The following is a 21481-nucleotide window of genomic DNA, read 5'->3' on the forward strand; positions in this document are numbered from 1 at the left end:
GTATAGGCTAAAAAATGTTAAGTACAGCAGTAATAAATGGAATGGTGGGGACTTTGTTATGAAGAAAATTTCATTCATAGGAACAATTCTCATTATTCTTGTTCTTTTATTCATCATCTTTATTCCCTTTCAAACATACCTGGTAATCGAACCGAGAAGTACTGAAGGTGATCCTGTCCTTTTCAGACTTCCTGATGATCATACATTTTCGGTTCGTTACACTCATTCTATTCATCTCTCAGAAGTAGAAGAGTTTTATCGCCAATCTACTAACCACATTCAACAAACAAAGCTGCTTTATGAGGATACTGCAATTGGTATGCCTGCGAACGCAGAAGGAAATGAAACCTTCGAGAGGACAGAAGAAGGCAAATACTTAATTTCAAATATGAATAAGGTGTTTCCGTACATTGATATTCGTATTGGACAAGTGGCAGCCAATCATCGCCTAGTATTGGATGGGAAAGTCTATCCTTTGGCGGACTATTTCGATAAAGGGTCTGTCGTCAGAATGCAATTGAAGAAACAAACACTATATGATCAGTGGAAAGGAGTGACCGTTGTTGGAAAAAGATAAAGAATTCGAATCATTAACATCCGAACAACAACAAGAATTATTAGAAAAATATGATCCTGAATCATCAACGAGAAAGCTACACCATGGACTGTTTAAATGGGTGATTTTCTATGGTCTATTAGCATTTTCATTATTTCAATTAGTCGCATCGATCTTTCAATTTATCCCAAGACAATTATTATTATCCATTCATTTAGGGTTTGCTTTGTCACTTGTCTTTCTTCTGTTTCCTGCCAGGAAACAGAACCTGCGAAAAGATAAAGTGGCGTGGTATGACGTCGTTCTCTCTGTCATATCTGTAGGAATTGGTGCATACTGGCCGATTATGCAAGATGACATTGTCAGCAGAGTAGGCATAATGACATCACTTGATTTTTATGTTGGTTTTGCTGCGATGATCTTAGTATTGGAGGCAACCCGTCGTGCAGTCGGTTTACCCATCACGATTATCGCATCTACTTTCATTCTCTATATGTATTATGGACGGTTGATGCCTGGATTCCTTGCGCATAGGGGATATGATTGGGACGATATCGTTAAAACGATGTTCTTTACAAGTGAAGGGATTCTTGGTACGCCATTATATGTTTCAGCAACCTTCATCTTCCTATTCTTATTATTCGGGGCCTTCCTCGTTAAAACAGGCGTAGGGCAATATTTCAATGATTTAGCTGTGGCTATTGCCGGTAAACGCACTGGTGGTCCTGCTAAGGTTGCAATCTTCTCGAGTGCCCTGCAAGGAACGATCAGTGGGAGTTCCGTTGCGAACGTTGTAACATCTGGTTCCTTTACGATTCCAATGATGAAAAAGCTAGGCTATCGTAAAGAGTTTGCAGGTGGAGTAGAGGCAGCAGCTTCAACGGGTGGTCAGTTAATGCCGCCAATCATGGGAGCTGCAGCATTTTTAATGGTTGAATTCATCGGTGGAATTTCATACTGGGATATCGCAAAGGCTGCCACTATCCCTGCTCTTTTGTATTTTACAGGGATTTGGATTATGACTCATTTTGAAGCGAAGCGAATCGGTCTTCGTGGTCTTTCAGACGAAGAAATGCCTAATCGTAAAGAAGTTTTAAAGAAAATTTACTTATTAATGCCGATTCTTACGGTCATTATTTTATTAGTCAGCGGTATGAGTGTTATGCGTGCAGCACTTTGGTCAATTGTTGCTACGGTCGTCATTAGCGCGATTCGAAAAGAGACAAGGATTGGCTTTAAAGATGCAGTCGACGCACTCGTAGACGGTGCACGTACTGCGCTTTCCGTAGCTGTTGCAACTGCGGCTGCAGGGATGATTGTCGGCGTAGTGACAAAAACGGGATTAGGGCTGACACTTGCGAATGGTTTAGTTGATCTTGCTGCTGATCTAACAAATTCATCAGAAGGTAAATTAATCCTGACCCTAGTATTTACGATGATTGCATCGATTGTATTAGGTATGGGATCACCGACAACGGCCAACTACGTAATCACGTCCACAATCGCGGCACCTGCGATCATCCTGTTAGGTGCACCTGAGTTAGCGGCTCACTTATTTGTCTTTTACTTTGGTATCATTGCAGATATCACGCCACCAGTGGCTCTTGCAGCATTTGCCGCCGCCGGGGTGTCAGGAGGAGAGCCGATACGGACCGGGGTCAATTCTGCTAAATTAGCGATTGCCGCCTTTATTATTCCGTATATGTTCGTCCTGTCACCTGAGTTGCTGATGATTGATACAACGATCCCGAGATTATTATGGGTTGTCTTTACGGCGATCACAGGAATGATGGCCATAGGGGCAGGGATGATCGGGTATTGGTACAGAAGAGTGTATGTGATTGAACGTTTCCTTTGTGTAGCAGCCGGTTTAATGCTGATCTATCCAGAGGGAAGCACTGACATTATTGGTTTAGTATTATTTGCTGTCATGCTCTCGTTACAATTCTTCATTAAAAGAGAAGACAAAACACCAAAAAAAGCAACAGCATAAACAAATACGTGAGGCTGACCCATTATTAGGTCAGCCTCACGTATTTTAGTTTCCAACTAGGATATGGTACGTTTCTTATAAGGGAGAAGGGGATAAGCGGCCAAAATATCTTGTAGTCTGAATCTGCGGAACTCTTGTCGTAATAAGCAATAGGCCAGGATAATATCCCCATCGACTTTTTTTACGATGATTTTTCTTTTCGTACAAATGGACTCAGGAGTCATATATATGATTTCAATGGGACGTTGGTCCATGAATGATCGCTGTAATACCGTATTCATTTGTGAGCTCCTCTCCTGGAATGGTACTCACAGTATATGCGAACGAATGTTCTTTCATACATGAATTCCCAGAAGAAAAATGTATAGAACAAAAAATGATTGACATTTTTCTCATCATGACTATAATTTAATATATACCTTTCATTTCGACTTGTTAGCTCAGTGGGAGAGCACTTCCTTGACAGGGAAGGGGTCGTGGGTTCGAATCCCTCACAGGTCATACAAAAAGAAAGCCTGCATCTTATTTAAAAGATGCAGGCTTTCTTTTTTCATATGTAGACATATCTTTATGAAGGACTATCAGTGTCAAAAGGCAAACATAGGCTTGCCTTTAAATTAATGTAAAAAGGACTCTGTTGGAATTCACGTAAGAGTCCTTGCCAAAATCATATTAAGATATGATCACTTCTTTTAGTTAACTTCTAATTCTTCCTCAAAGTAAAACGTGCCAGGATGTTCTTTTACGATATATGAGTATCGCTTCATATTTTTAACGTATTGCCATTTCAATATTGTCACTGTTTCGCCAGTTTCCTTTATCGTAACCATTGCGCCATTACTAAACCGATTTTTTGTGGATTTCATTGGGCACTCCCTTTCATATTCTCTCATTATACCACAGTTTACCCTTCATTTTAGAGTCCCATTAGTGATAAATCTTGATAAACATAATGGTAGCGCTTTAACAGGTATGAAGGTAGTAATTTAGTCATATCAACAGATTATTTGATGGGGGTAATATTGTGTAAGAGGTCTGACTTTCGAAACTTCTCCTTGAAGAACTTGCTTATTTGTTTCATTACTGTTATTCTATAGAAGAATTATTTTTGTCCGGTATACGAGGGAAGAACAAGATTTGGTTTTCACCTGATATCGCAAGAATAGTAATACATTGTGTGTAACGCACTTTAGGAGGCAACAAACATGGAAAATGGTAAAGTAAAATGGTTTAACGCAGAAAAAGGTTTCGGATTCATCGAAGTTGAAGGTGGAGACGACGTATTCGTACACTTCTCAGCGATCCAAGGTGAAGGTTTCAAATCTCTTGACGAAGGTCAAGAAGTATCTTTCGACGTTGAACAAGGTGCTCGTGGACCACAAGCAGCTAACGTACGTAAAGCATAATCTAACTTTACAAATCCAAAAACAGACTCATTCGTGAGTCTGTTTTTTTATGGGGATATTTAAGTAACCGGGAAAATTGAGAATAGATGGGCGTCTTTCCAATATGTCCGAAATTAAACGGCCGTTATAAGCTTCATATTTCTATGATTTATTTCCTAAATCTTTCTTCGTCAATTCACTGCGAATATTGAGTTCTTTCGAGAATTCATTATCGCTTTTTTTGTTGTTTGGGTATTTGTTTTTTCGTTCACGATTGTCATTTTTATTAGTCATCGTTGTCTCCTCCTAAACCGTAAATGGTTGTTACATTCTTATTCTTAACAAGTGATACATCGATATCCTTGGTAAGTAAGGGAAAGGCGATTGGAGAATTTCAGAATACCCATACAAGATGGTGGAAATGGCGACGGATATTGAAATGGGCAGGGTCCTCGATGGTTTGATCGCCGTATATATGGATGGGAAAGATGTCGTGACGAAGGTTCCAGGTCCAAAATCGATTGAATGACTGGAAGTTTAAGGATAATAAAGTTGCTCATCCCTGTCCCAATCCTTTTGCCACCCGTGTTATAGTAAAGAAGTGGTAAAAGATCATAGGCAAATGGGAGAGAGAAGATGAAACAACTGTGTGAAAAAGTCATTGAATTCAGGAATGAACGAAATTGGGATGCCAATCATAATGAAAAGGATCTTGCCATTTCCATTTCATTAGAGGCAAATGAACTCCTGGAAAATTTCCAATGGAAAACAAGCCGGGAAGCAGTGGAAGCGACACGTCAAAATATAAAAGAAGAAATGGCTGATGTCCTGATTTATTTAGTCCAGCTGGCTGATAAAATGGATATCGATTTAGAAGAAGAAGTATATGAGAAGTTGGAAAAGAATGCTCTGAAGTATCCGAAGTAATGATTAGGGACGGACCTACCGAAAAGGTCCGTCCCTTTACTTGTTCATAATCGTCAGGAAACCCTGAACGCCTGATGTCCTTTACCATACAATAATGACTATATTTTCTTAATGGAAATCGCGTCACGCATTTTTTGCAGGGAAGATTTGGATAGATCTTTTCTTTTCATCATGGTGTTAACGTAGAGGGCATCGACAATACTAAGTTGACTAATTCTTGAAGCAAGTGCTTCAGATCGATATTCGGTTTCTTGAGATACCGTAAATAGAGGAATGTCGACCCCGTTGCTTAGAGGGGATTTGGCAAAGTGAGTAATGGCAATGGTCGTTACCCGATTTTTCTTCGCTACGTCCAATACTTCCAATAAATCTTTGTTCGATCCTGAATGAGAGATAAAGACGATCACATCAGCATCGGTCAATTGTGAAGCGGAGATCAGCTGCATATGGGGATCATTGTACGCTGTAGTGGTCATGCCTGTTCTGAGGAACTTATGATGAGCGTCCATGGCAACAAACCCCGATCCACCCGTACCATAAAATTCTATTCTTCTGGCACCTATCATCCCTCGAATAGCTTTCGTAAACATTTCCTCGTTCAGCATGCTTAGAGAATCCTCTAATGTTCTGATATTGGACCTGAACACTTTTTGGGCAATAACGCCTTCAGAGTCCTCTTCATTGATTGTTTCATGAATATCTTTGATAGGGGTCACCAGGTCGGATGCAAGAGAAATCTTCATGGCCTGGTAGCCTTTAAAGCCCAAGCGTTTACAGAATCGGAAGACTGTAGCATCTGCAACGTTCAGTTCTTCCGCTACACCACTGATGGTGGAGTGGATAATTTTTTCTGGATTAGCAATAATAAATTCTGCAATCATCTTTTCTTTTTCACTGAATTGAGAGTAATGAGAACGGATACGAGGTAAACAATGCTGTACTTTTTCCTCTTTCATGCAGGGGAAACCTCCTCTAAGCGAATTCTTCATGAAAATAATTTTAACCTACTTCATGAAATAAAAAAATATTATTTCATAAAAATCCACCACGGAAAATTATTTCGTATTATAATATATACGGTGAAAATATAATTACTCGAAGTGAAAGGAATGATAAATATATGAAAAAACAACAAATAGGGGTTGCTGGTGTCGGAGTGATGGGGAAGAGTCTGGCTTTGAATTTCGAAAGCAGAGGCTATTCCGTTTCCATCTATGATGTGTCTAGTGAGAAGGTAAGAGAAGTACTTGAAGAGCATCCAGAGAAGAACATGGTCGGTACTCATGATGTAAAAGAGTTCGTACAGTCATTAGAAACACCACGAAAAATATTGATTATGGTTCCAGCCGGTAATATTACAGATAAAGCGATTGAATCATTGCTTCCTCATTTAGATCAGGGGGATATTCTGATTGATGGAGGAAACACATACTTTGAAGATACGATTCGCCGCAATAAGGAACTTGGTGAAGAAGGAATCAACTTCATCGGTGCAGGTGTCTCAGGCGGAGAAGAAGGCGCTTTATACGGTCCTGCTATCATGCCGAGCGGTCAAAAGGAAGCATACGATTTAGTCGAGCCTTTCCTGACAGCAATTGCGGCCAAGGTAAAAGGCGATGCGTGCAGTACATATATCGGTCCAGATGGATCAGGCCATTATGTAAAAATGGTCCACAATGGAATTGAGTACAGTGATATGCAGCTTATCTGTGAAGCGTATTATCTTATGAAACATGTATTGGGTTTAAGCGCACCTGATCTGCATGAGATATTCAAAGAATGGAACGCGGGGGAGCTCGACAGCTACCTGATTGAAATCACGGCAGATATTTTCACAAAGGTGGATGAAGAAACAGGAAAACCCCTTGTTGACGTAATCCTGGATACAGCAGGCCAGAAAGGAACAGGGAAATGGACGAGTATTTCTGCACTGGAATTAGGTGTACCATTATCGATCATTACTGAATCTGTATTTGCCCGTTTCATCTCTGCCATGAAGAAAGAAAGAGTGAAGGCAAGTAAAATCTTAAGAGGACCAAGAAATATGGAGTTCTCCGGTAACAAAGAAGAGTTTATCGAAATGATTCGTAAAGCGTTGTATTTAAGTAAAATTTGTTCATATGCACAGGGTTTCGCCCAGCTTCAATCTGCTTCTGAAGAGTATAGTTGGAACCTGAAGCCCGGCGAGATTTCCATGATTTTCAGAGGTGGTTGCATCATTCGTGCAGGCTTCCTGGAAGAAATCAAGAAAGCGTATGATCGTGAACCGGGATTAACGAATTTGCTGCTCGATCCGTATTTCAAGGAAATCGTTGAAAACTATCAGGAGGAAGCGAGAGAAGTGGTGGCTACAGCCATTAAATTAGGTATCCCTGTACCGGGTCTTGCGAGTGCTTTAGCATATTATGACAGCTATCGCTCTGAGTCATTGCCAGCCAATCTCCTTCAAGCTCAACGTGATTATTTTGGAGCTCATACGTATCAGCGTGTGGATAAAGAAGGGACATTCCATACAGATTGGTTATCTAAATAAGAAGAAAGCCCTGTGGGAATCCCACAGGGCTTTTGGTTAACGTTTCATTCTTTGCTTGATGAGTCATTTTTCGTATGATGCTTATTTTTCTCGTCCCACTGCTCTTTTTTTAAGTCATCGAGGGGAATTGGGTCTACATTTTGCTCACTTTCATGCTGATCGAGAATGCCGTCATGATCTTTATTGATTTGTTCAGGATTGTCATTTGCCCTTTTCGTCATAATCTTTCATCCTCCCTTAATGAGTCGTTGTTGTACCATACCCTTCTTGAGCAGGTGAAAACATCGGGAGAATAGAACATAAGAAAGCCACCTAACCGTGTAGGTGGCTTCTTTGGTAGAGCTTTAGATTTTTACATCAACTTTAGCATTTTTCTTTAAATCTTCTACATGCTTAACAAGTTTTTCTTGTTTTTTCTGTTGTTCTAACTGAGTCTTGATTTGAGGTTTAACTTCTTCAAATTTTGGTGCATCCTTTGATTCACTCTGAGCTTGCTGACTTGCGTACTGATCGTAAAATTTCTTCATTTCATCTTCAGAGACTTCTTCTACTTTGATTTCTTTTTCAACGTAGTTTGTGTATTTGATGTTTTCAGCGATTTGAGTTTTTAATTCGTCCATCGTGAATCCTGCTTTTTTCATTGCGTCTTCAAACTTCTTTTCATCACCGTACTGCTTTTTAACTTCTTCCAGTTGTTTATTGATTTCATCTTCTGATGCCTTATATCCTTTTTCATTGGCTTGCTGCATAAGGAGTGTTTGTCCAACCAGGCTATCAATTGTTTGTTCCTTGATTTTCTTTGCTGCATCTTTACTTGTTGGGTCTTGCCCCATTTGTTGATATTGCATTTGTGATTGAGTCAATACGTTATTGAAATCTTCACCTTTAATTTTTTCGTCGTTTACAATGGCAACGATCTTATCTTTTTCAATCTTTTGCTCATCCATTTTCTTCTGCATTTCTTCCATTTGCTTTGCTTGCTCTTCCTGAGCCTGTCCATCGCTTTTTTCTTCTGTTTTCGCTTTATCGTCAGCTTGTTTTTGGCTCTCCTCGTTCGAACCGCAAGCGGCTAGTCCAATCGATAATAAAGCTAATAGTAAAGTCGTTAATAATTTTTTCATAATAGACTCCTTTCAGAAGTAAGGTGTGATTTCAAAAAAAATCACTTAATGCGCATTTTAAAGGAAAAGCCCGTAAAAAGAAAGTATTTAAGCCAAAAAGTATAGAATGTAATGAGGTTGAAATACAGTGCATTACTAATATGGTCCCTATTCACTATAGTGTATGCGGTTACATTCGACTATCAACTGCCGGACAGTAATGATAATGTAAGAAGACTTTCACCTGGTTTCTAAAAAAGAGGCTGTTTAAATCGAGAACTTTTCCTCCATTTAAACAGCCTATAAAAAATATTGGGGACCAAAGAATACTGTCAAACAACCTTCTATTTGAATTATATAGAGTGGCTACATTTTCTTCAACTAACATTTAGGAAGGTGTCGGCTGACTAGTATCCTTTAGTAGGCAGTATTCAATCTTCTTCTATTCTTTTCATGGAAAATAATAATTATAAGCATATTTTAAAGGAAGGGTTTTCCTTCCTTTCCTTCAACATGTTACATCTCTTGACTTTAAGAGGGTAATAGAGTGATACTATTAAAAGATTTCAACTTCTATACAAAATGAATAGTTTCACTTGTAAATTCATTTTTAATCGTTTATGATGGTACAGAACACAACATTTTGTGTTCTGTTTAATTATTTTAACTATATATTGATTATAACCTGTGAATAGGGTGTCTGAATGGACTTAAAAGGGAATCCGGTGTGAATCCGGAACTGTCCCCGCAACTGTAAGTGCTGACGAAATAAGGAACTGCCACTGTCATATACGATGGGAAGGCCTTAGAGTAGGGTGAAGCACAAGTCAGGAGACCTGCCTTGTTTATCACGTGTTATCTTCTTCGGGAATTGGGAGGATAAAGCGAGGATTGGAATAGGACCAATAGTCTGTTCACATATCTTTCGTACATAAAACCCATCCGTTTAGAAGGATGGGCTTTTTTTGTATCCTTCCCACACTGTATAAATTGGGAGGAATTATGATGTCAATCGTATCACAGGAACAGCCGATAACTATGGAAGTAAATGCAATTCTTACAAATCTCCACAATCGCTTTCCACAACTTCATTTTAAAGAGTTCGACGAAAAGACTTATAAGTATGCAGACGGTCAATCTGAATTGAGTAAAGATAAACTTTATCATTTCATGATCCTCACGGCAGTAGAACGGATCTCTGCCCATGAACCTGATTGGACGTATGTGGCTGCAGAATTATATTTAATGAAACTTTATCGTACCATCGCTTATTCAAGGAGAGTGGAAGAAAGCGAGTTGTACAGTTCCTTTTATGAATTAATTCAAGGCTTGACTGATAGGAAACTATATACACCCGCACTATTGGAAGCATATAGCAAAGAAGAAATTGACGCTTTGGGGAAGATCATGGATTCATCTAAAGACCATCTGTTTACGTACATAGGGATTGTCACATTAACAGAGCGGTATTTAACTAAGTCCCATGATGGTGAAATCCTTGAATTACCTCAGGAGAGATTGCTGATCATCGCCATGACACTATTTAAGAACGAACCCAGTGATAAGCGGCTGGCGCTTATTGAAGAAGCTTACTGGGCCTTGTCTAATTTGTATATGACGGTTGCAACTCCTACGTTTGCCAACGCCGGCAAAAGCCATGGTCAGTTATCTAGTTGTTTTATTGATACGGTAGCAGATGATTTAAGAAGTATTTATGACAGTAATACAGATGTTTCCACATTAAGTAAAAATGGTGGAGGTCTCGGTATTTATATGGGGAAGGTCCGTAGCAGAGGAAGTAATATCAAAGGCTTCAAGGGAGTAAGTTCTGGTGTTATTCCATGGATGAAGCAATTAAATAACACAGCCGTATCCGTTGATCAATTAGGACAACGTCAAGGAGCGATCGCTGTTTATTTAGATGTATGGCATAAGGATATATTTCCTTTTCTTGATACACGATTAAATAATGGAGACGAAAGGCAGCGTACTCATGATCTTTTCACTGGAGTAAGCTTACCGGATTTATTTATGGAACAAGTGGAAAATAGAGGGGATTGGTATTTATTTGATCCTCATGAAGTGAAAATGGTAATGGGGTATTCCCTGGAAGATTACTATGATGAGTATGAGGGAGAAGGTTCGTTCAGGGAAAAGTATTGGGAGTGTGTAGAATGTCCTGATCTTTCCAGGGAAAAGGTTCCAGCAATTGAAATTTTCAAGCGGATCATGATTTCCCAGCTCGAAACGGGAACGCCATATATGTTTTACCGTGATACAGTCAATCGGCTAAATGCCAATCAGCATAAGGGGATGATCTACTGCAGTAATTTATGTACGGAAATCGCCCAGAATATGAGTGCGACCGTCATGGAAGAAGAGGTTATCAAGGACGGGAAAATCATTACCTATAAATCTCCGGGGGATTATGTCGTCTGTAATCTGGCATCTGTTTCTTTAGCTAAGACAATCATGGATGATGAGTTGGAGAGAGTCGTGTCCATAGGAGTGAGATTACTTGATAATGTCATAGATATTAATAAACTTCCAGTCCTGCAAGCCCAACTGACAAACAGGCGCTATAGAGGGATTGGATTAGGAACCTTTGGCTGGCATCACCTCCTTGCATTAAAAGGCTTGAAATGGGAGAGCGATGAAGCAGTTGATTATTGTGATTCACTATACGAAGATGTTGCTTATTACACGATAAAAGCAAGTCATGAATTAGCGAAAGAAAAAGGTTCCTATCCATATTACAGCGGTTCCGACTGGTCGACTGGAGAGTATTTTTCGAAGAAAGGATATTCTGGACCGAGGTGGGATTCACTCAGGGATGATGTTTCTTCGAAAGGAATTCGAAACGGATATTTAATGGCCGTTGCGCCCAATTCGTCCACTTCGATCATAGCAGGCTCTACAGCAAGTATCGATCCTTTGTTCAGATTAGAGTACTCGGAAGAAAAGAAAGATTATAAGATTCCTGTTACAGCACCTGATTTATCACCTAAGACGACCTGGTATTACAAAACGGCTTATAACGTAGATCAGCACTGGAGTATTAAACAGAATGAGAAAAGACAACGTCATATAGATCAAGGAATATCGTTTAACTTGTATGTGCGGAATGATATCAAGGCGATAGAACTATTATCTCTTCATATAGATGCATGGAAGTCAGGATTGAAAACGACTTACTATGTGAGATCGACATCTGTTTCAAATTTTGAAGAATGTGAAAGCTGCCATAGCTAACTGGGAGGAAGATGATAACGTGAATGGATTAAAGCAGCGAATCTTAATAGATTCTGAGGCACCAAATAAATCTACTGGAATTGTAAATGGACAGAGTTCGAATATTTTAAACTGGGATGATGTCAGGTTCTCATGGGCCTATCCAAAGTATAAGAGAATGCTGGGGAATTTCTGGACTCCTTTTGAGATCAATATGGCAAAGGATATCAAGCAGTTCCCTACTCTTTCATCAAAGGAGCAGGAGTCCTTTTTGAAAATCATCGGTTTACTGGCTCTCCTTGATAGTGTGCAGACAGATTACGCCGGTAAAGTGGCAGACTATCTCACGGATTCCAGCCTGAATGCATTGATGATCATTTTGGCACAGCAAGAAGTTGTCCATAACCACTCGTACAGTTACGTTTTATCGAGTATCGTGTCCAAAAAGAAGCAGGATGAAGTGTTTGATTTCTGGAAGAATGATCCAATATTGAAGAAGCGGAACGAATTTATAACGAATGGCTATAAAGGATTTGTAGAATCCCCCACCATTGAGAATCTATTAAAGTCAATCATCTATGATGTCATTCTTGAAGGTTTGTTCTTTTACTCCGGTTTTGCCTTCTTCTACAATCTGGCCAGAAATCAAAAGATGGTGGCGACATCGACGATGATTAATTATATCAATCGGGATGAACAGCTTCATGTCGGCTTATTTGAAAAAATATATAAAGAAGTCCTTAACGAGAATCCGGCTTATCAAACGGAGGAGCTGCGTGACTTCGGACAAGAAGCTTTCAAACAGGCAGCTCTCCTGGAAATAGAGTGGGGAAGGGATATCATCGGATCTCACATTGAAGGGCTTTTAATGAGCGACCTTGAAGATTATATTAAATTTATGGCAAATAAAAGAGCCAAACAGCTGGGGTTTGAAGAACCATTCAAAGGATATAAGACCAATCCATTAAAATGGATCATCGCCTATCAAGAAGTGGATAGAGGGAAGACCGATTTCTTTGAACAAAAATCTAGGCAATATACGAAGACATCGGATGCTAATGGGTTTGATGAACTGTAAAAATAAGAAAAGCGAGTCATCACGACTCGCTTTTTGCCTTATTATTTCTCAATAAATCTTTATCCAATCTATTTTTCGGTACCATTTTCTTATAAACATAGTTGAGAGAGTTGGGCTGGTGACATTCCCAATAATATGAAAATACATGTTTATCTCTCCCAGTGGTGGGAATATACATACTAGATTGAATGAGAGGAGAGGTTTTACATGGCAAATCATTCTACAGAAGAAAAAATGGAGTCTAAGGTGGACAAAACATTAGATAATCTGTCCCAGGACAAAAAAGAGGATATATTATCTAACTTTGATCATTTTAAACAATACTTAGGTAATAAAGTTTCCTTGGCGGATAAGTTAGGGATGAATGAAGAGCAGCAGGCAAAGGCAGCCCAGAAGGTTGGGGATTATCTTGCGGCTCATGAGGAGCCGAAGAATAGAGAAGAAAAGTTATTATATGAATTATGGAAAGCAGGAAACAAGGAAGAGCAGCATATGCTTGCCCATATGTTAGTGAAGTTTGTTCAAGCTGAATCATAAAAAATTTGGGCATCTGAATGGATGCCCTTAACTTATGCTTTTTTTACATATGTATTTCCGGGTCTACCTTTACCGTCACATTCCCTTTGATGGCACGGGTGATCATGCAAGACTGCTCTGCTTTCATCAACAATTTCTTCGTAAGGGTTATGTCTTTTTCAGAAGTGGAGGGACCTAATGTCAGCACAGGGCGGTGAATGATTTCTTTGTATGTAATGATCCCTTTTTGAACTTCCACAATTCCTTCAGATGTCATCGATAAGACCGTTTTCTCAATATGACTTCGTTCAAGCATCGCTGCCAGAGTGATGATATAACAAGTTGCTGCTGCTCCAAGAAGCATTTCATCAGGGTTTGTCCCTATTCCAGGACCTTCCATTTCAGTTGGAATGGATATTTTCGTATGAAAATTTTCCGAGCTTAAAGTACCTGTATCATTTCGCAACCCCGGCCAATCAGTAGATATATGAAATGAGTGTCTAGCCATATAAATAAACCTCCTAATAAGCATGGTAAGGATATTGTAGCCACTATTTAATGTGATGGCAAAGAAAAAAGACCCTACAGAGTAGAGTCTTTCGAATTAGCTTGAATTATGCTTTAGTAACGTTAGCAGCTTGGTCGCCACGGTTTCCTTGAACGATTTCAAAAGAAACTTTTTGACCTTCTTCTAAAGTTTTGAATCCTTCGCCTTGAATAGCTGAGAAGTGTACGAACACGTCGTCTCCACCTTCGCGCTCGATGAATCCGAAACCTTTTTCTGCGTTAAACCATTTAACTGTACCTTCTAACATAATGTTACCTCCTCGTGTGTTCTCCACACAATTGTATTACTATTCTTGCTCACGTAACTTCAAGGCGAAAAGCTTTAAAAACTTTGTCTATCCTTCCATTCCGAACAAAAATAATTCTCTTACATAATATCAGGTAACCATTTAAAAGGCAACACTTATGAATGAAGGAATTAAAAATAGGCAGAAAAATGTGTGAATTTCACATGAATAATATGTGCCTTTCAAAAAGTACATAATGTAAAGGATTTAGAGGTTCGTTCGGACATTCCACAGCTCAGGGAAGAACCGATGGTCCAGAACCTTTTTTAGATAGCCTACGCCGCTTGATCCTCCAGTCCCCATTTTATGACCGATGATACGTTCCACGGTTTTCATATGTCTGAAACGCCATTGTTGAAGCCAATCCTCAATATCGATCAATTTTTCTGCTAATTCGTATAAATCCCAATACTGATCGGGATGCTTATAAACTTCTGTCCATGCATCCAATACAGTCTGATCTTCCGTGTAAGGATTCTTATAATCCCGAAGAAGTACATCTTCATGAATGGGTAAGCCTGCTTTTGATAGGGCAAGGATAGAAACATCATATAGGGAAGGGGCCTCGTATGCCTCTTTAAGCTGGGCTAATAACTCAGGATCCTTCTTATAAATCTCCAATACATGTTTCGTTTTGTATCCAAGGGCAAATTCGATCATTCTATATTGGTAGGATTGAAATCCTGATGCTTGCCCAAGGCTGTCCCTGAATTGAACATATTCTGATGGTGTAAGTGTGGATAGCACATCCCAGGCATGAATGATTTGTGATTGAATCTTTGAAACACGTGCCAACATTTTAAATGCAGGGGAAAGTTCACCTTTTTGAATGGAAGTGATACTAGCTTTGATTTCATGCAGAATCAATTTCATCCATAACTCACTTACTTGATGAATGATAATGAATAACATTTCATCATGGTGTCCGGATAATCGTTTCTGACTATCAAGTAATGTATCCAGACCAAGATATTCTCCATAGGTCATTTTATTAATAAAGTCGGTGTATACATCTTCATTCCCCATTGTTTCCTTGTCGTTTACCATATCGATTCTCCCTTTCCTTTCGTCTGTTTCAAACAGTGATGCAAGAAATTTTCTTTCTATATATTGATTTCTTGAATGAGGGGGAGAAATCCTTTATTAATTTCGGTATTTTCATGAATATTGATTGCTGTTTTTTGAATTACTTTGTTTATTAGTTCAATAGCGTCATCCATTCAGACAAAAGTACCTATTTTATCTAAAGAAATTATTTCTAATATAGAAAGTTATGTTAATATTAGAACAATTTAAAATGCAAGTGGGGTGAATGGTGTGAGGAATATTTACATTTCTACTCATTTATATATACGTAGGTTAAAGAAAGAAGATTGGAAGGATATTCATCTCTATGCGTCTCAAGAAAATGTGTCTCAGTATCAACTATGGGGTCCGAATTCAGAGATGGAAACATTAATATATGTGGAAGAAGCTCTGAAAGCTGAAAAGATAGTTCCACAAACAAGGTATGTTCATGCCATGGTTGATGAGAAAACCGGTCGTGTGATTGGTGCAGGAGAAATAATAATCAAAAGCTTCGTTCATCAAGCTGGAGAGATTGGGTATATTCTTCATCCTGATTACGGTATGACGTTAGAAGGAAGAATCCGTCATGACTTGAAAATGAAAAATGGGTGGAGAGACTCTCTGCTTTTTGGATTATTAAAGGATGAGTGGAGAAAAAGGGGTGGAGAATGAGGTTAGGATTGGGGACTAATCCGGATACTCTTTGTATTTCTTTACGCATATGAAATATTGACAGGGAAAATGAAGAAAGGATAAATGATAATGCAAAGCTGTTCAAAAATGATTGAATTGTGCATGAAAGGGGAAAATAAGAATATCATTTCCTATTTAGGAGTTTAAACCCATGAATATCTTACATCATTCTAAGAATGTGGCAGTTCGATTTTTTAAGGAACGTTTCTTCGATCATTCTGCACAGTTGGCGTATTATTTGTTATTATCCATCTTTCCTTTTTTAATTTTTGTCTTTTCGTTGATTAGCTATCTGCCTATTTCGGAAACCAATGTATTGCTTCTGATTAAGCCTTTTGCACCTGATAAATCGTACGCCATCATTCAAAATAATATAGATCGTATTTTGTATGACCAACGTGGAGATGTGTTGTCCATTTCCATCTTCTTTACCTTCTGGCTTTCTTCTATGGCTGTCCAATCCATGGTGAGATCATTGAATAAAGCGTATAAAATCGAGAGGAAGAAACCCTTTCTGGTTGCGTTATTATATGATCTATTATTGACAGTCGGTTTTATGTTCCTTATTTCATTTTCTCTTATCGTACCAGTGGTAGAGGAATATATCCGTCATGCAAGGTTCGCAGAAGGGAAGATTAACGGAGAATGGAGTCAAGCATGGGTTATAGGAAAATGGGGTTTAAGTTCGATCTTTATGTTCATACTATTCCTGTTTCTTTATATGGTTGTTCCAAGTAAAAGAATTTCGTTCCTTCATGTCATACCCGGTGCACTAGTCGCCACCTTTGGCTGGCAAGGGGTTTCCTGGTTATATGGTACCTATGTTAAATTGAATGACTATTCCCAGTTTTATGGTCAGCTGGGCAGTGTCATTACGTTAGTTGTATGGTTTTACATTTCCTCCACGATTTTATTGATCGGTGGATTATTGAACGGAAGTGTAGCTGAGAAGAAAGTAAAATAGGAAAGCCGCCTGGCTTGATTGCCCAGCGGCTTTTAATTTCTTTTACGTTTGATTTTCTTCTCTCATCATTAAGACAAGTTTTTTCGAAATGGCAATTAAGACGAAACCAAGGATAATGGCGGTGGCACCGATGACAGCGAAAATTTCCAAATATCCCAGTGTGGCTGTCAGGGAAGCCAATTGTCCGGCAAGAAGGCTCGCCACCCCTATGGCTGCCATCCAAACACCCATCAGCAAGGATGCGATTTTAACAGGTGCTACTTTACTGACCAGAGACAAACCGACAGGCGATAAAAAGAGTTCTCCAAGAGTGTGCAGAAGGTAAGTAAAGACGATAAACAGTAAGTTTGCCTTTATGGTGATATTCTGTTCATCAGAACCGGTTTGCATGACTGCCGGAATGAGGATCATAAATCCGAGTCCGAGGAGAATCATTCCTATTCCCATTTTTGTCGTCATGTTCAGATCCCCTCGATTTGATCTTGAAAGCTTTAACCAGACACTTGATAGAATAGGTGCCAGAATCACAATGAACAAGGGGTTAACAGATTGGAACCAGGCGACAGGTATAGTGTAGCCGAACACTTCTCGATCGATGAAATGTTTCGTGTATAGAGTGAACGAGCTTCCTGCCTGTTCAAAGCCCGCCCAGAAGAAAACGACAAAGCAAGCTAGGATTAGAATGGCTGTTGTCCGCTGCTTTTCTTTCTTTGTCAGAGGAACATTTTGGTTCTCGTTCGCTTCTTCCGCCAACGCTTTATTGGGCTTTAGTCCAACATTTCCGAGATACTTATTATTTAATGTGCTAAAGATGATTTGTCCAGTAACCATTCCGATGGAGGATGCAAGGAAAGCCCATTTAAATCCATAGTGCATCGTACCATCCGCAAGTGTTTTGAGAAATAAATCCTCTGCGAGAAACCCTGCAATAAGCGGTGCGAATAATGCTCCCAGGTTAATCCCCATATAAAAAATTGTAAAGGCTGCATCCTTTCGTTTATCATGTCGAGGATAGAGCTCACCAACCAGAGTTGAAATATTCGGCTTGAAGAAACCATTTCCGATCACTAGTAGGGCTAATCCTGCATACAGCCCAGTTTGGGAATGGGTAAGGAAGATTAAAAAATCTCCGCATGCCATTGTGATGCCCCCAATGGTAATCGCTCTTCTCAACCCTATATAGCGGTCTGTCATCCAGCCTCCGAATATTGGGGTGAAATATACACTTCCTGTATAAATTCCATAGATGGATAAAGCCTTGGCAGGGTCCACACCTAATCCTCCGCTTACAAATGCAGTTGTTAGATAGAGGACGAGAAGAGCCCTCATTCCATAGTAGCTATACCGTTCCCATAATTCTGTGAAGAATAATAGATATAACCCTTTCGGATGTTTCTTTCCTTGAGGTAAATTGTCCAGTGTTGATGAGTTCACTATATCACTCCTGTTTCTTAGATGATTTTTATGGGTAATGATTAGGGGGCTACAGTAAACTTCCTACGAATCCATTCATAGTATCCCCGTTCCCTTCATAGGCATGTACAAAAAGGGACGGTGGAAAATATGGGGTTTAATGGTTGTTTATATTGCGGTCACCCAGATTTGACGGAAAGTGAAATATTCTTGAGAGAAGAATATGATAATGGGCTTACGATTTTGCCTCATGGACAAAAGGTTAGAGGAAATATTGCCTTTTACTGCTGTGAGAACTGTGGCTATCTTCATCCGTTTCAAAAAGAGAAAAGAAAGAGCTTTGAAAGAGAAGCGATTAAAAAATCTAAGCGTATTAGATGGAATATTCGGTAAACAACATTTGTAGTAAGCTTCCAATTGACGGTATAATACGATAAGGGAGGGAGTCAATTGAATACATATCCAGATACGAAGAAAACACTTGAAATAATTAAGGAGCTTGTTGAAATTCCAAGTCCTTCAGGAAACACGAATAAGATAATGAATTTTGTTGAGGACTATCTTTCAGACCTTAATGTAGAAATGAAAAGAAACAGAAAAGGTGCACTGATCATTACGCTGCCTGGCGAAGATACAAGAAGGCATCGTATGCTGACGGCCCATGTGGACGCCCTTGGCGCCATGGTCAAGGAAATCAAGGGAGATGGACGTTTGCGTTTGTCCATGATAGGTGGATTCAGATGGAATGCAGTCGAAGGGGAGTATTGTCAGATTGAAACTTCTTCAGGCAGAACCTACAGTGGAACCATCCTCATGCATCAAACATCCGTCCATGTATACAAAAATGCGGGTGAGGCGAAAAGGGACGAAACAAATATAGAAGTCCGCATTGACGAAAAAGTCCAAAATGCAAAGGAAGTAAGGGAACTTGGCATAGAGGTTGGTGACTTTGTTTCCTTTGATCCGCGTGCTGAAATTACAGAAAGCGGGTTTATTAAGTCCCGCCACTTAGATGATAAGGCAAGTGTTGGTATGCTTCTACGCTTGATTCACCAAATCAAATCAGAGGGAATCACTCTTCCTTATACGACCCACTTCTTAATATCCAATAATGAAGAAATCGGATACGGGGGGAATTCTAATATTCCTGACGAAACCATTGAATACCTGGCGGTGGATATGGGAGCAATCGGTGATGGACAATCGACGGATGAATACACCGTTTCTATTTGTGCGAAGGACTCGAGTGGACCCTATCATTATGAATTGCGTAAACACTTAGTCTCATTAGCTGAAGAAAACGGAATCGAATATAAAGTCGATATTTATCCTTACTATGGGTCCGATGCATCAGCCGCAATCCGTGCAGGCTTTGATATCGTTCATGGACTGATCGGGGCAGGAATCGATGCTTCTCATGCATATGAGCGAACGCATGAATCCTCGATTCTCAATACGGAAAAATTACTTTGGCACTATGTTCAATCAAAGATGGTTGAGAAGTAAATGTGAAGTCTTTGGTCACCCTTACTATGGGTGTGATCAAAGACTTTTTTGTTTTAGTCATTGTGAATGGGGGTATGGTGACATTTGTGTGAGAAAAGTTTGTTTTGATTTTAGGAGGTATTTCTCTTATCAAAGCGAAGATGATAAGATAAAATAGATACAATATTAATACAAAAGAGGTAAGCAAATGATTACATATAAATTATTAGACAGCATTAAATTAAAAACCATTTACGGTGAACTGCCTTCAGAAATAAACGAAGTTCATGTCGATTCCAGAAAAGTGACAGAAGGCAGCATGTTTGTATGTACAAGAGGCTACACAGTGGATGGACATGATTATGCACAGATGGCCGTTGAAAAAGGAGCCACCCTGATCGTTTCAGAAAAACAATTAGACATTGATTTAAATAAAGCCGCATTAATCGTAGTCAAAGACTCATTTAAAGCCTTGGCTCAATTATCCAATAAGTATTATGATTATCCTTCCCGGAAGTTAACGGTTTTCGGCGTAACGGGAACCAACGGAAAGACTACTGTGAGTAACCTGATCCACTCCATCCTGAAAAAAGACGATCGGAGTTCTGCATTATCCGGTACAATCGGCTTTAATTTAAATGGAGAGTTACTTCCGAGTGAAAACACGACTTGTGACAACTTAACGAACCAGCAGATGCTACAAAGAGCGATAAATCGCGATATTCAGAATTTCACCCTTGAAGTATCTTCACACGGACTTGCATTGGGGAGGCTTTGGGGCATCGACTTTGATGTAGTGGCTTTCACCAACTTAAGTCATGATCATTTGGATTATCACGGAACGATGGAACACTATGGCTATGCCAAAGGATTATTGTTTTCTCAATTAGGTCAGGACCTTCAAAATCCAAAGTACGCTGTTCTTAATGCAGATGACGAATGGTATGAGCGCTATAGCTATATGACTCCTCATGAAGTGATTAGCTATGGACTTGAAGGGCAAGCAGACTTTAAAGCAGAAAATGTTGAATATTTTAATGATTTAACGAAGTTTACGCTTGTATCTCCCCAAGGAAGCTTTGAGGTAGAAATGAAGTTATTAGGGAAGTTCAATGTATACAATGTACTGACTGCCATGGCATGTTTGTATGCGAAAGGGATGGAAGTATCCAGACTAGTGGAAATTGTTCGCGATCTCCCACCTGTAAGCGGAAGAATGGAGAAGGTTGAAATGAAAGCACCTCTATCCGTTTACATCGATTATGCACATACGCCGGATGCAATTGAAAATGCCATTCAATCCGTCCTGCCGTTTAAAGAAAACAAAATCATTTTCCTCGTTGGTACAGGAGGGAACCGTGATAAGACAAAACGTCCGACCATGGCAGAAAAAGCATCATTAGCAGACTATGTCATCTTAACAACAGACGACCCGCGGTATGAAGAATACGATAGCATTCTAAAAGATCTTGAAAAAGGAATGCAGCATGAACAATATGCTTTGATTGGAGATCGAGCAGAAGCGGTTAAGCATGCAGTGGAAGTAAGTGAACCTGGGGATATTATCATCTTTGCCGGTAAAGGCCATGAGGATTATCAGATCATCGAAAATACGAAATATCCTCATAGTGACAAAAATATTGCGATCGAAGAGAGCAAGTTGAAGTACGGTGGAACTGAATAAT

The 21481-nt window shown here is 39.4% G+C and carries 22 protein-coding genes, 1 tRNA gene and 1 riboswitch; of the genes, 14 read left to right on the forward strand and 9 right to left on the reverse strand.

Annotation, left to right across the window (positions count from 1 at the left end; all coding sequences use genetic code 11):
- Window positions 1-58: 58 nt before the first annotated feature.
- Window positions 59-577, forward strand: coding sequence for a DUF1850 domain-containing protein (locus ACYH0O_RS08890; protein ID WP_482631987.1), 519 nt, complete (start codon window positions 59-61; stop codon window positions 575-577).
- Window positions 564-2549, forward strand: coding sequence for a TRAP transporter permease (locus ACYH0O_RS08895; protein WP_482631988.1), 1986 nt, complete (start codon window positions 564-566; stop codon window positions 2547-2549). The genes ACYH0O_RS08890 and ACYH0O_RS08895 overlap by 14 nt, the downstream gene beginning before the upstream one ends.
- Window positions 2550-2605: 56 nt before the next feature.
- On the opposite strand, the gene ACYH0O_RS08900 is transcribed toward ACYH0O_RS08895, so the two are convergent.
- Entirely contained in the window at window positions 2606-2830 is a 225-nt protein-coding gene (locus ACYH0O_RS08900) for a WYL domain-containing protein (RefSeq protein WP_149155232.1), read from the reverse strand.
- Window positions 2831-2978: 148 nt separating this feature from the next.
- On the opposite strand from ACYH0O_RS08900, the gene ACYH0O_RS08905 reads away from it, so the two are divergent.
- A tRNA-Val gene (locus tag ACYH0O_RS08905) sits at window positions 2979-3050 on the forward strand.
- A gap of 704 nt (window positions 3051-3754) precedes the next feature.
- The gene (locus tag ACYH0O_RS08910; protein WP_034763533.1) at window positions 3755-3955 is read left to right on the forward strand and encodes a cold-shock protein; all 201 of its coding nucleotides are present in this window, start codon (window positions 3755-3757) and stop codon (window positions 3953-3955) included.
- Window positions 3956-4096: 141 nt separating this feature from the next.
- Here the strand turns inward: ACYH0O_RS08910 and ACYH0O_RS08915 are convergent, their stop codons facing one another.
- Complete coding sequence (locus ACYH0O_RS08915; protein WP_482631989.1) at window positions 4097-4228, reverse strand: hypothetical protein; 132 nt, start codon at window positions 4226-4228, stop codon at window positions 4097-4099.
- Between the two features lie 342 nt (window positions 4229-4570).
- Here ACYH0O_RS08915 and ACYH0O_RS08920 point away from each other — a divergent pair, with 342 nt between their 5' ends.
- A complete protein-coding gene (locus tag ACYH0O_RS08920; RefSeq protein WP_482631990.1) occupies window positions 4571-4861 on the forward strand; it encodes a nucleotide pyrophosphohydrolase in 291 nt (96 codons plus the stop codon).
- Between the two features lie 98 nt (window positions 4862-4959).
- Here ACYH0O_RS08920 and ACYH0O_RS08925 read toward each other — a convergent pair whose 3' ends face one another.
- A complete protein-coding gene (locus tag ACYH0O_RS08925; RefSeq protein WP_482631991.1) occupies window positions 4960-5817 on the reverse strand; it encodes a MurR/RpiR family transcriptional regulator in 858 nt (285 codons plus the stop codon).
- A gap of 164 nt (window positions 5818-5981) precedes the next feature.
- Here ACYH0O_RS08925 and gndA point away from each other — a divergent pair, with 164 nt between their 5' ends.
- Entirely contained in the window at window positions 5982-7394 is a 1413-nt protein-coding gene (gene gndA, locus ACYH0O_RS08930; RefSeq protein WP_482631992.1) for an NADP-dependent phosphogluconate dehydrogenase, read from the forward strand.
- A gap of 44 nt (window positions 7395-7438) precedes the next feature.
- Here gndA and ACYH0O_RS08935 read toward each other — a convergent pair whose 3' ends face one another.
- Together ACYH0O_RS08935 and ACYH0O_RS08940 are read right to left on the reverse strand one after the other, a co-directional pair.
- On the reverse strand, window positions 7439-7615 hold the full coding sequence (locus ACYH0O_RS08935; RefSeq protein ID WP_482631993.1) for a hypothetical protein: 177 nt from the start codon (window positions 7613-7615) through the stop codon (window positions 7439-7441).
- Window positions 7616-7738: 123 nt separating this feature from the next.
- Window positions 7739-8515, reverse strand: coding sequence for a SurA N-terminal domain-containing protein (locus tag ACYH0O_RS08940; RefSeq protein WP_482631994.1), 777 nt, complete (start codon window positions 8513-8515; stop codon window positions 7739-7741).
- Window positions 8516-9171: 656 nt separating this feature from the next.
- A riboswitch (cobalamin riboswitch) is annotated at window positions 9172-9352 on the forward strand.
- A 144-nt stretch (window positions 9353-9496) separates the two neighbouring features.
- Between ACYH0O_RS08940 and ACYH0O_RS08945 the strand changes: the two genes are divergently transcribed.
- From ACYH0O_RS08945 to ACYH0O_RS08955, 3 genes are all read left to right on the forward strand, one after another.
- Window positions 9497-11746, forward strand: a complete 2250-nt coding sequence (locus ACYH0O_RS08945; RefSeq protein ID WP_482631995.1) for a ribonucleoside-diphosphate reductase subunit alpha — start codon at window positions 9497-9499, stop codon at window positions 11744-11746.
- Window positions 11747-11765: 19 nt separating this feature from the next.
- Window positions 11766-12803: a ribonucleotide-diphosphate reductase subunit beta gene (locus ACYH0O_RS08950; protein WP_149155397.1), complete on the forward strand. Its 1038-nt coding sequence runs from the start codon at window positions 11766-11768 to the stop codon at window positions 12801-12803.
- 234 nt (window positions 12804-13037) lie between these two features.
- Window positions 13038-13340, forward strand: a complete 303-nt coding sequence (locus ACYH0O_RS08955; RefSeq protein WP_482632530.1) for a DUF3243 family protein — start codon at window positions 13038-13040, stop codon at window positions 13338-13340.
- A 43-nt stretch (window positions 13341-13383) separates the two neighbouring features.
- Here the strand turns inward: ACYH0O_RS08955 and ACYH0O_RS08960 are convergent, their stop codons facing one another.
- The 3 genes from ACYH0O_RS08960 to kynA all read right to left on the reverse strand — a co-directional run bounded on the left by ACYH0O_RS08960 (window position 13384) and on the right by kynA (window position 15220).
- Window positions 13384-13827, reverse strand: a complete 444-nt coding sequence (locus ACYH0O_RS08960; RefSeq protein WP_482631996.1) for an SACOL1771 family peroxiredoxin — start codon at window positions 13825-13827, stop codon at window positions 13384-13386.
- A gap of 106 nt (window positions 13828-13933) precedes the next feature.
- The gene (locus ACYH0O_RS08965) at window positions 13934-14134 is read right to left on the reverse strand and encodes a cold-shock protein (RefSeq protein ID WP_034763568.1); all 201 of its coding nucleotides are present in this window, start codon (window positions 14132-14134) and stop codon (window positions 13934-13936) included.
- 246 nt (window positions 14135-14380) lie between these two features.
- Window positions 14381-15220 carry a tryptophan 2,3-dioxygenase gene (gene kynA / locus ACYH0O_RS08970; protein WP_482631997.1) on the reverse strand — a complete coding sequence of 280 codons (840 nt, stop codon included), beginning with the start codon at window positions 15218-15220 and terminating at the stop codon, window positions 14381-14383.
- A 270-nt stretch (window positions 15221-15490) separates the two neighbouring features.
- On the opposite strand from kynA, the gene ACYH0O_RS08975 reads away from it, so the two are divergent.
- Complete coding sequence (locus ACYH0O_RS08975; protein WP_482631998.1) at window positions 15491-15913, forward strand: GNAT family N-acetyltransferase; 423 nt, start codon at window positions 15491-15493, stop codon at window positions 15911-15913.
- Between the two features lie 172 nt (window positions 15914-16085).
- Window positions 16086-16898 carry a YihY/virulence factor BrkB family protein gene (locus tag ACYH0O_RS08980; protein WP_482631999.1) on the forward strand — a complete coding sequence of 271 codons (813 nt, stop codon included), beginning with the start codon at window positions 16086-16088 and terminating at the stop codon, window positions 16896-16898.
- Window positions 16899-16940: 42 nt separating this feature from the next.
- On the opposite strand, the gene ACYH0O_RS08985 is transcribed toward ACYH0O_RS08980, so the two are convergent.
- Window positions 16941-18335, reverse strand: coding sequence for a peptide MFS transporter (locus ACYH0O_RS08985; RefSeq protein WP_149155287.1), 1395 nt, complete (start codon window positions 18333-18335; stop codon window positions 16941-16943).
- Between the two features lie 117 nt (window positions 18336-18452).
- Here ACYH0O_RS08985 and ACYH0O_RS08990 point away from each other — a divergent pair, with 117 nt between their 5' ends.
- The 3 genes from ACYH0O_RS08990 (at window position 18453) to ACYH0O_RS09000 (ending at window position 21480) form a co-directional block, all read left to right on the forward strand.
- A complete protein-coding gene (locus ACYH0O_RS08990) occupies window positions 18453-18704 on the forward strand; it encodes a hypothetical protein (protein ID WP_482632000.1) in 252 nt (83 codons plus the stop codon).
- 57 nt (window positions 18705-18761) lie between these two features.
- Complete coding sequence (locus ACYH0O_RS08995; protein WP_482632001.1) at window positions 18762-19817, forward strand: M42 family metallopeptidase; 1056 nt, start codon at window positions 18762-18764, stop codon at window positions 19815-19817.
- Between the two features lie 187 nt (window positions 19818-20004).
- Complete coding sequence (locus ACYH0O_RS09000; RefSeq protein ID WP_482632002.1) at window positions 20005-21480, forward strand: UDP-N-acetylmuramoyl-L-alanyl-D-glutamate--2,6-diaminopimelate ligase; 1476 nt, start codon at window positions 20005-20007, stop codon at window positions 21478-21480.
- Window position 21481 lies beyond the last annotated feature (1 nt).

It is taken from the genome of Rossellomorea sp. H136 (assembly GCF_056838065.1).

Coding starts and splice junctions, on each gene's coding strand:
- ACYH0O_RS08890 (WP_482631987.1), top strand. CDS start 59: ATGAAGAAAATTTCATTCATAGGAACAATTCTCATTATTCTTGTTCTT.
- ACYH0O_RS08900 (WP_149155232.1), bottom strand. CDS start 2,830: ATGAATACGGTATTACAGCGATCATTCATGGACCAACGTCCCATTGAA.
- ACYH0O_RS08910 (WP_034763533.1), top strand. CDS start 3,755: ATGGAAAATGGTAAAGTAAAATGGTTTAACGCAGAAAAAGGTTTCGGA.
- ACYH0O_RS08915 (WP_482631989.1), bottom strand. CDS start 4,228: ATGACTAATAAAAATGACAATCGTGAACGAAAAAACAAATACCCAAAC.
- ACYH0O_RS08920 (WP_482631990.1), top strand. CDS start 4,571: ATGAAACAACTGTGTGAAAAAGTCATTGAATTCAGGAATGAACGAAAT.
- ACYH0O_RS08925 (WP_482631991.1), bottom strand. CDS start 5,817: ATGAAAGAGGAAAAAGTACAGCATTGTTTACCTCGTATCCGTTCTCAT.
- gndA (WP_482631992.1), top strand. CDS start 5,982: ATGAAAAAACAACAAATAGGGGTTGCTGGTGTCGGAGTGATGGGGAAG.
- ACYH0O_RS08935 (WP_482631993.1), bottom strand. CDS start 7,615: ATGACGAAAAGGGCAAATGACAATCCTGAACAAATCAATAAAGATCAT.
- ACYH0O_RS08940 (WP_482631994.1), bottom strand. CDS start 8,515: ATGAAAAAATTATTAACGACTTTACTATTAGCTTTATTATCGATTGGA.
- ACYH0O_RS08945 (WP_482631995.1), top strand. CDS start 9,497: ATGATGTCAATCGTATCACAGGAACAGCCGATAACTATGGAAGTAAAT.
- ACYH0O_RS08955 (WP_482632530.1), top strand. CDS start 13,038: ATGGAGTCTAAGGTGGACAAAACATTAGATAATCTGTCCCAGGACAAA.
- ACYH0O_RS08960 (WP_482631996.1), bottom strand. CDS start 13,827: ATGGCTAGACACTCATTTCATATATCTACTGATTGGCCGGGGTTGCGA.
- ACYH0O_RS08965 (WP_034763568.1), bottom strand. CDS start 14,134: ATGTTAGAAGGTACAGTTAAATGGTTTAACGCAGAAAAAGGTTTCGGA.
- kynA (WP_482631997.1), bottom strand. CDS start 15,220: ATGGTAAACGACAAGGAAACAATGGGGAATGAAGATGTATACACCGAC.
- ACYH0O_RS08980 (WP_482631999.1), top strand. CDS start 16,086: ATGAATATCTTACATCATTCTAAGAATGTGGCAGTTCGATTTTTTAAG.
- ACYH0O_RS09000 (WP_482632002.1), top strand. CDS start 20,005: ATGATTACATATAAATTATTAGACAGCATTAAATTAAAAACCATTTAC.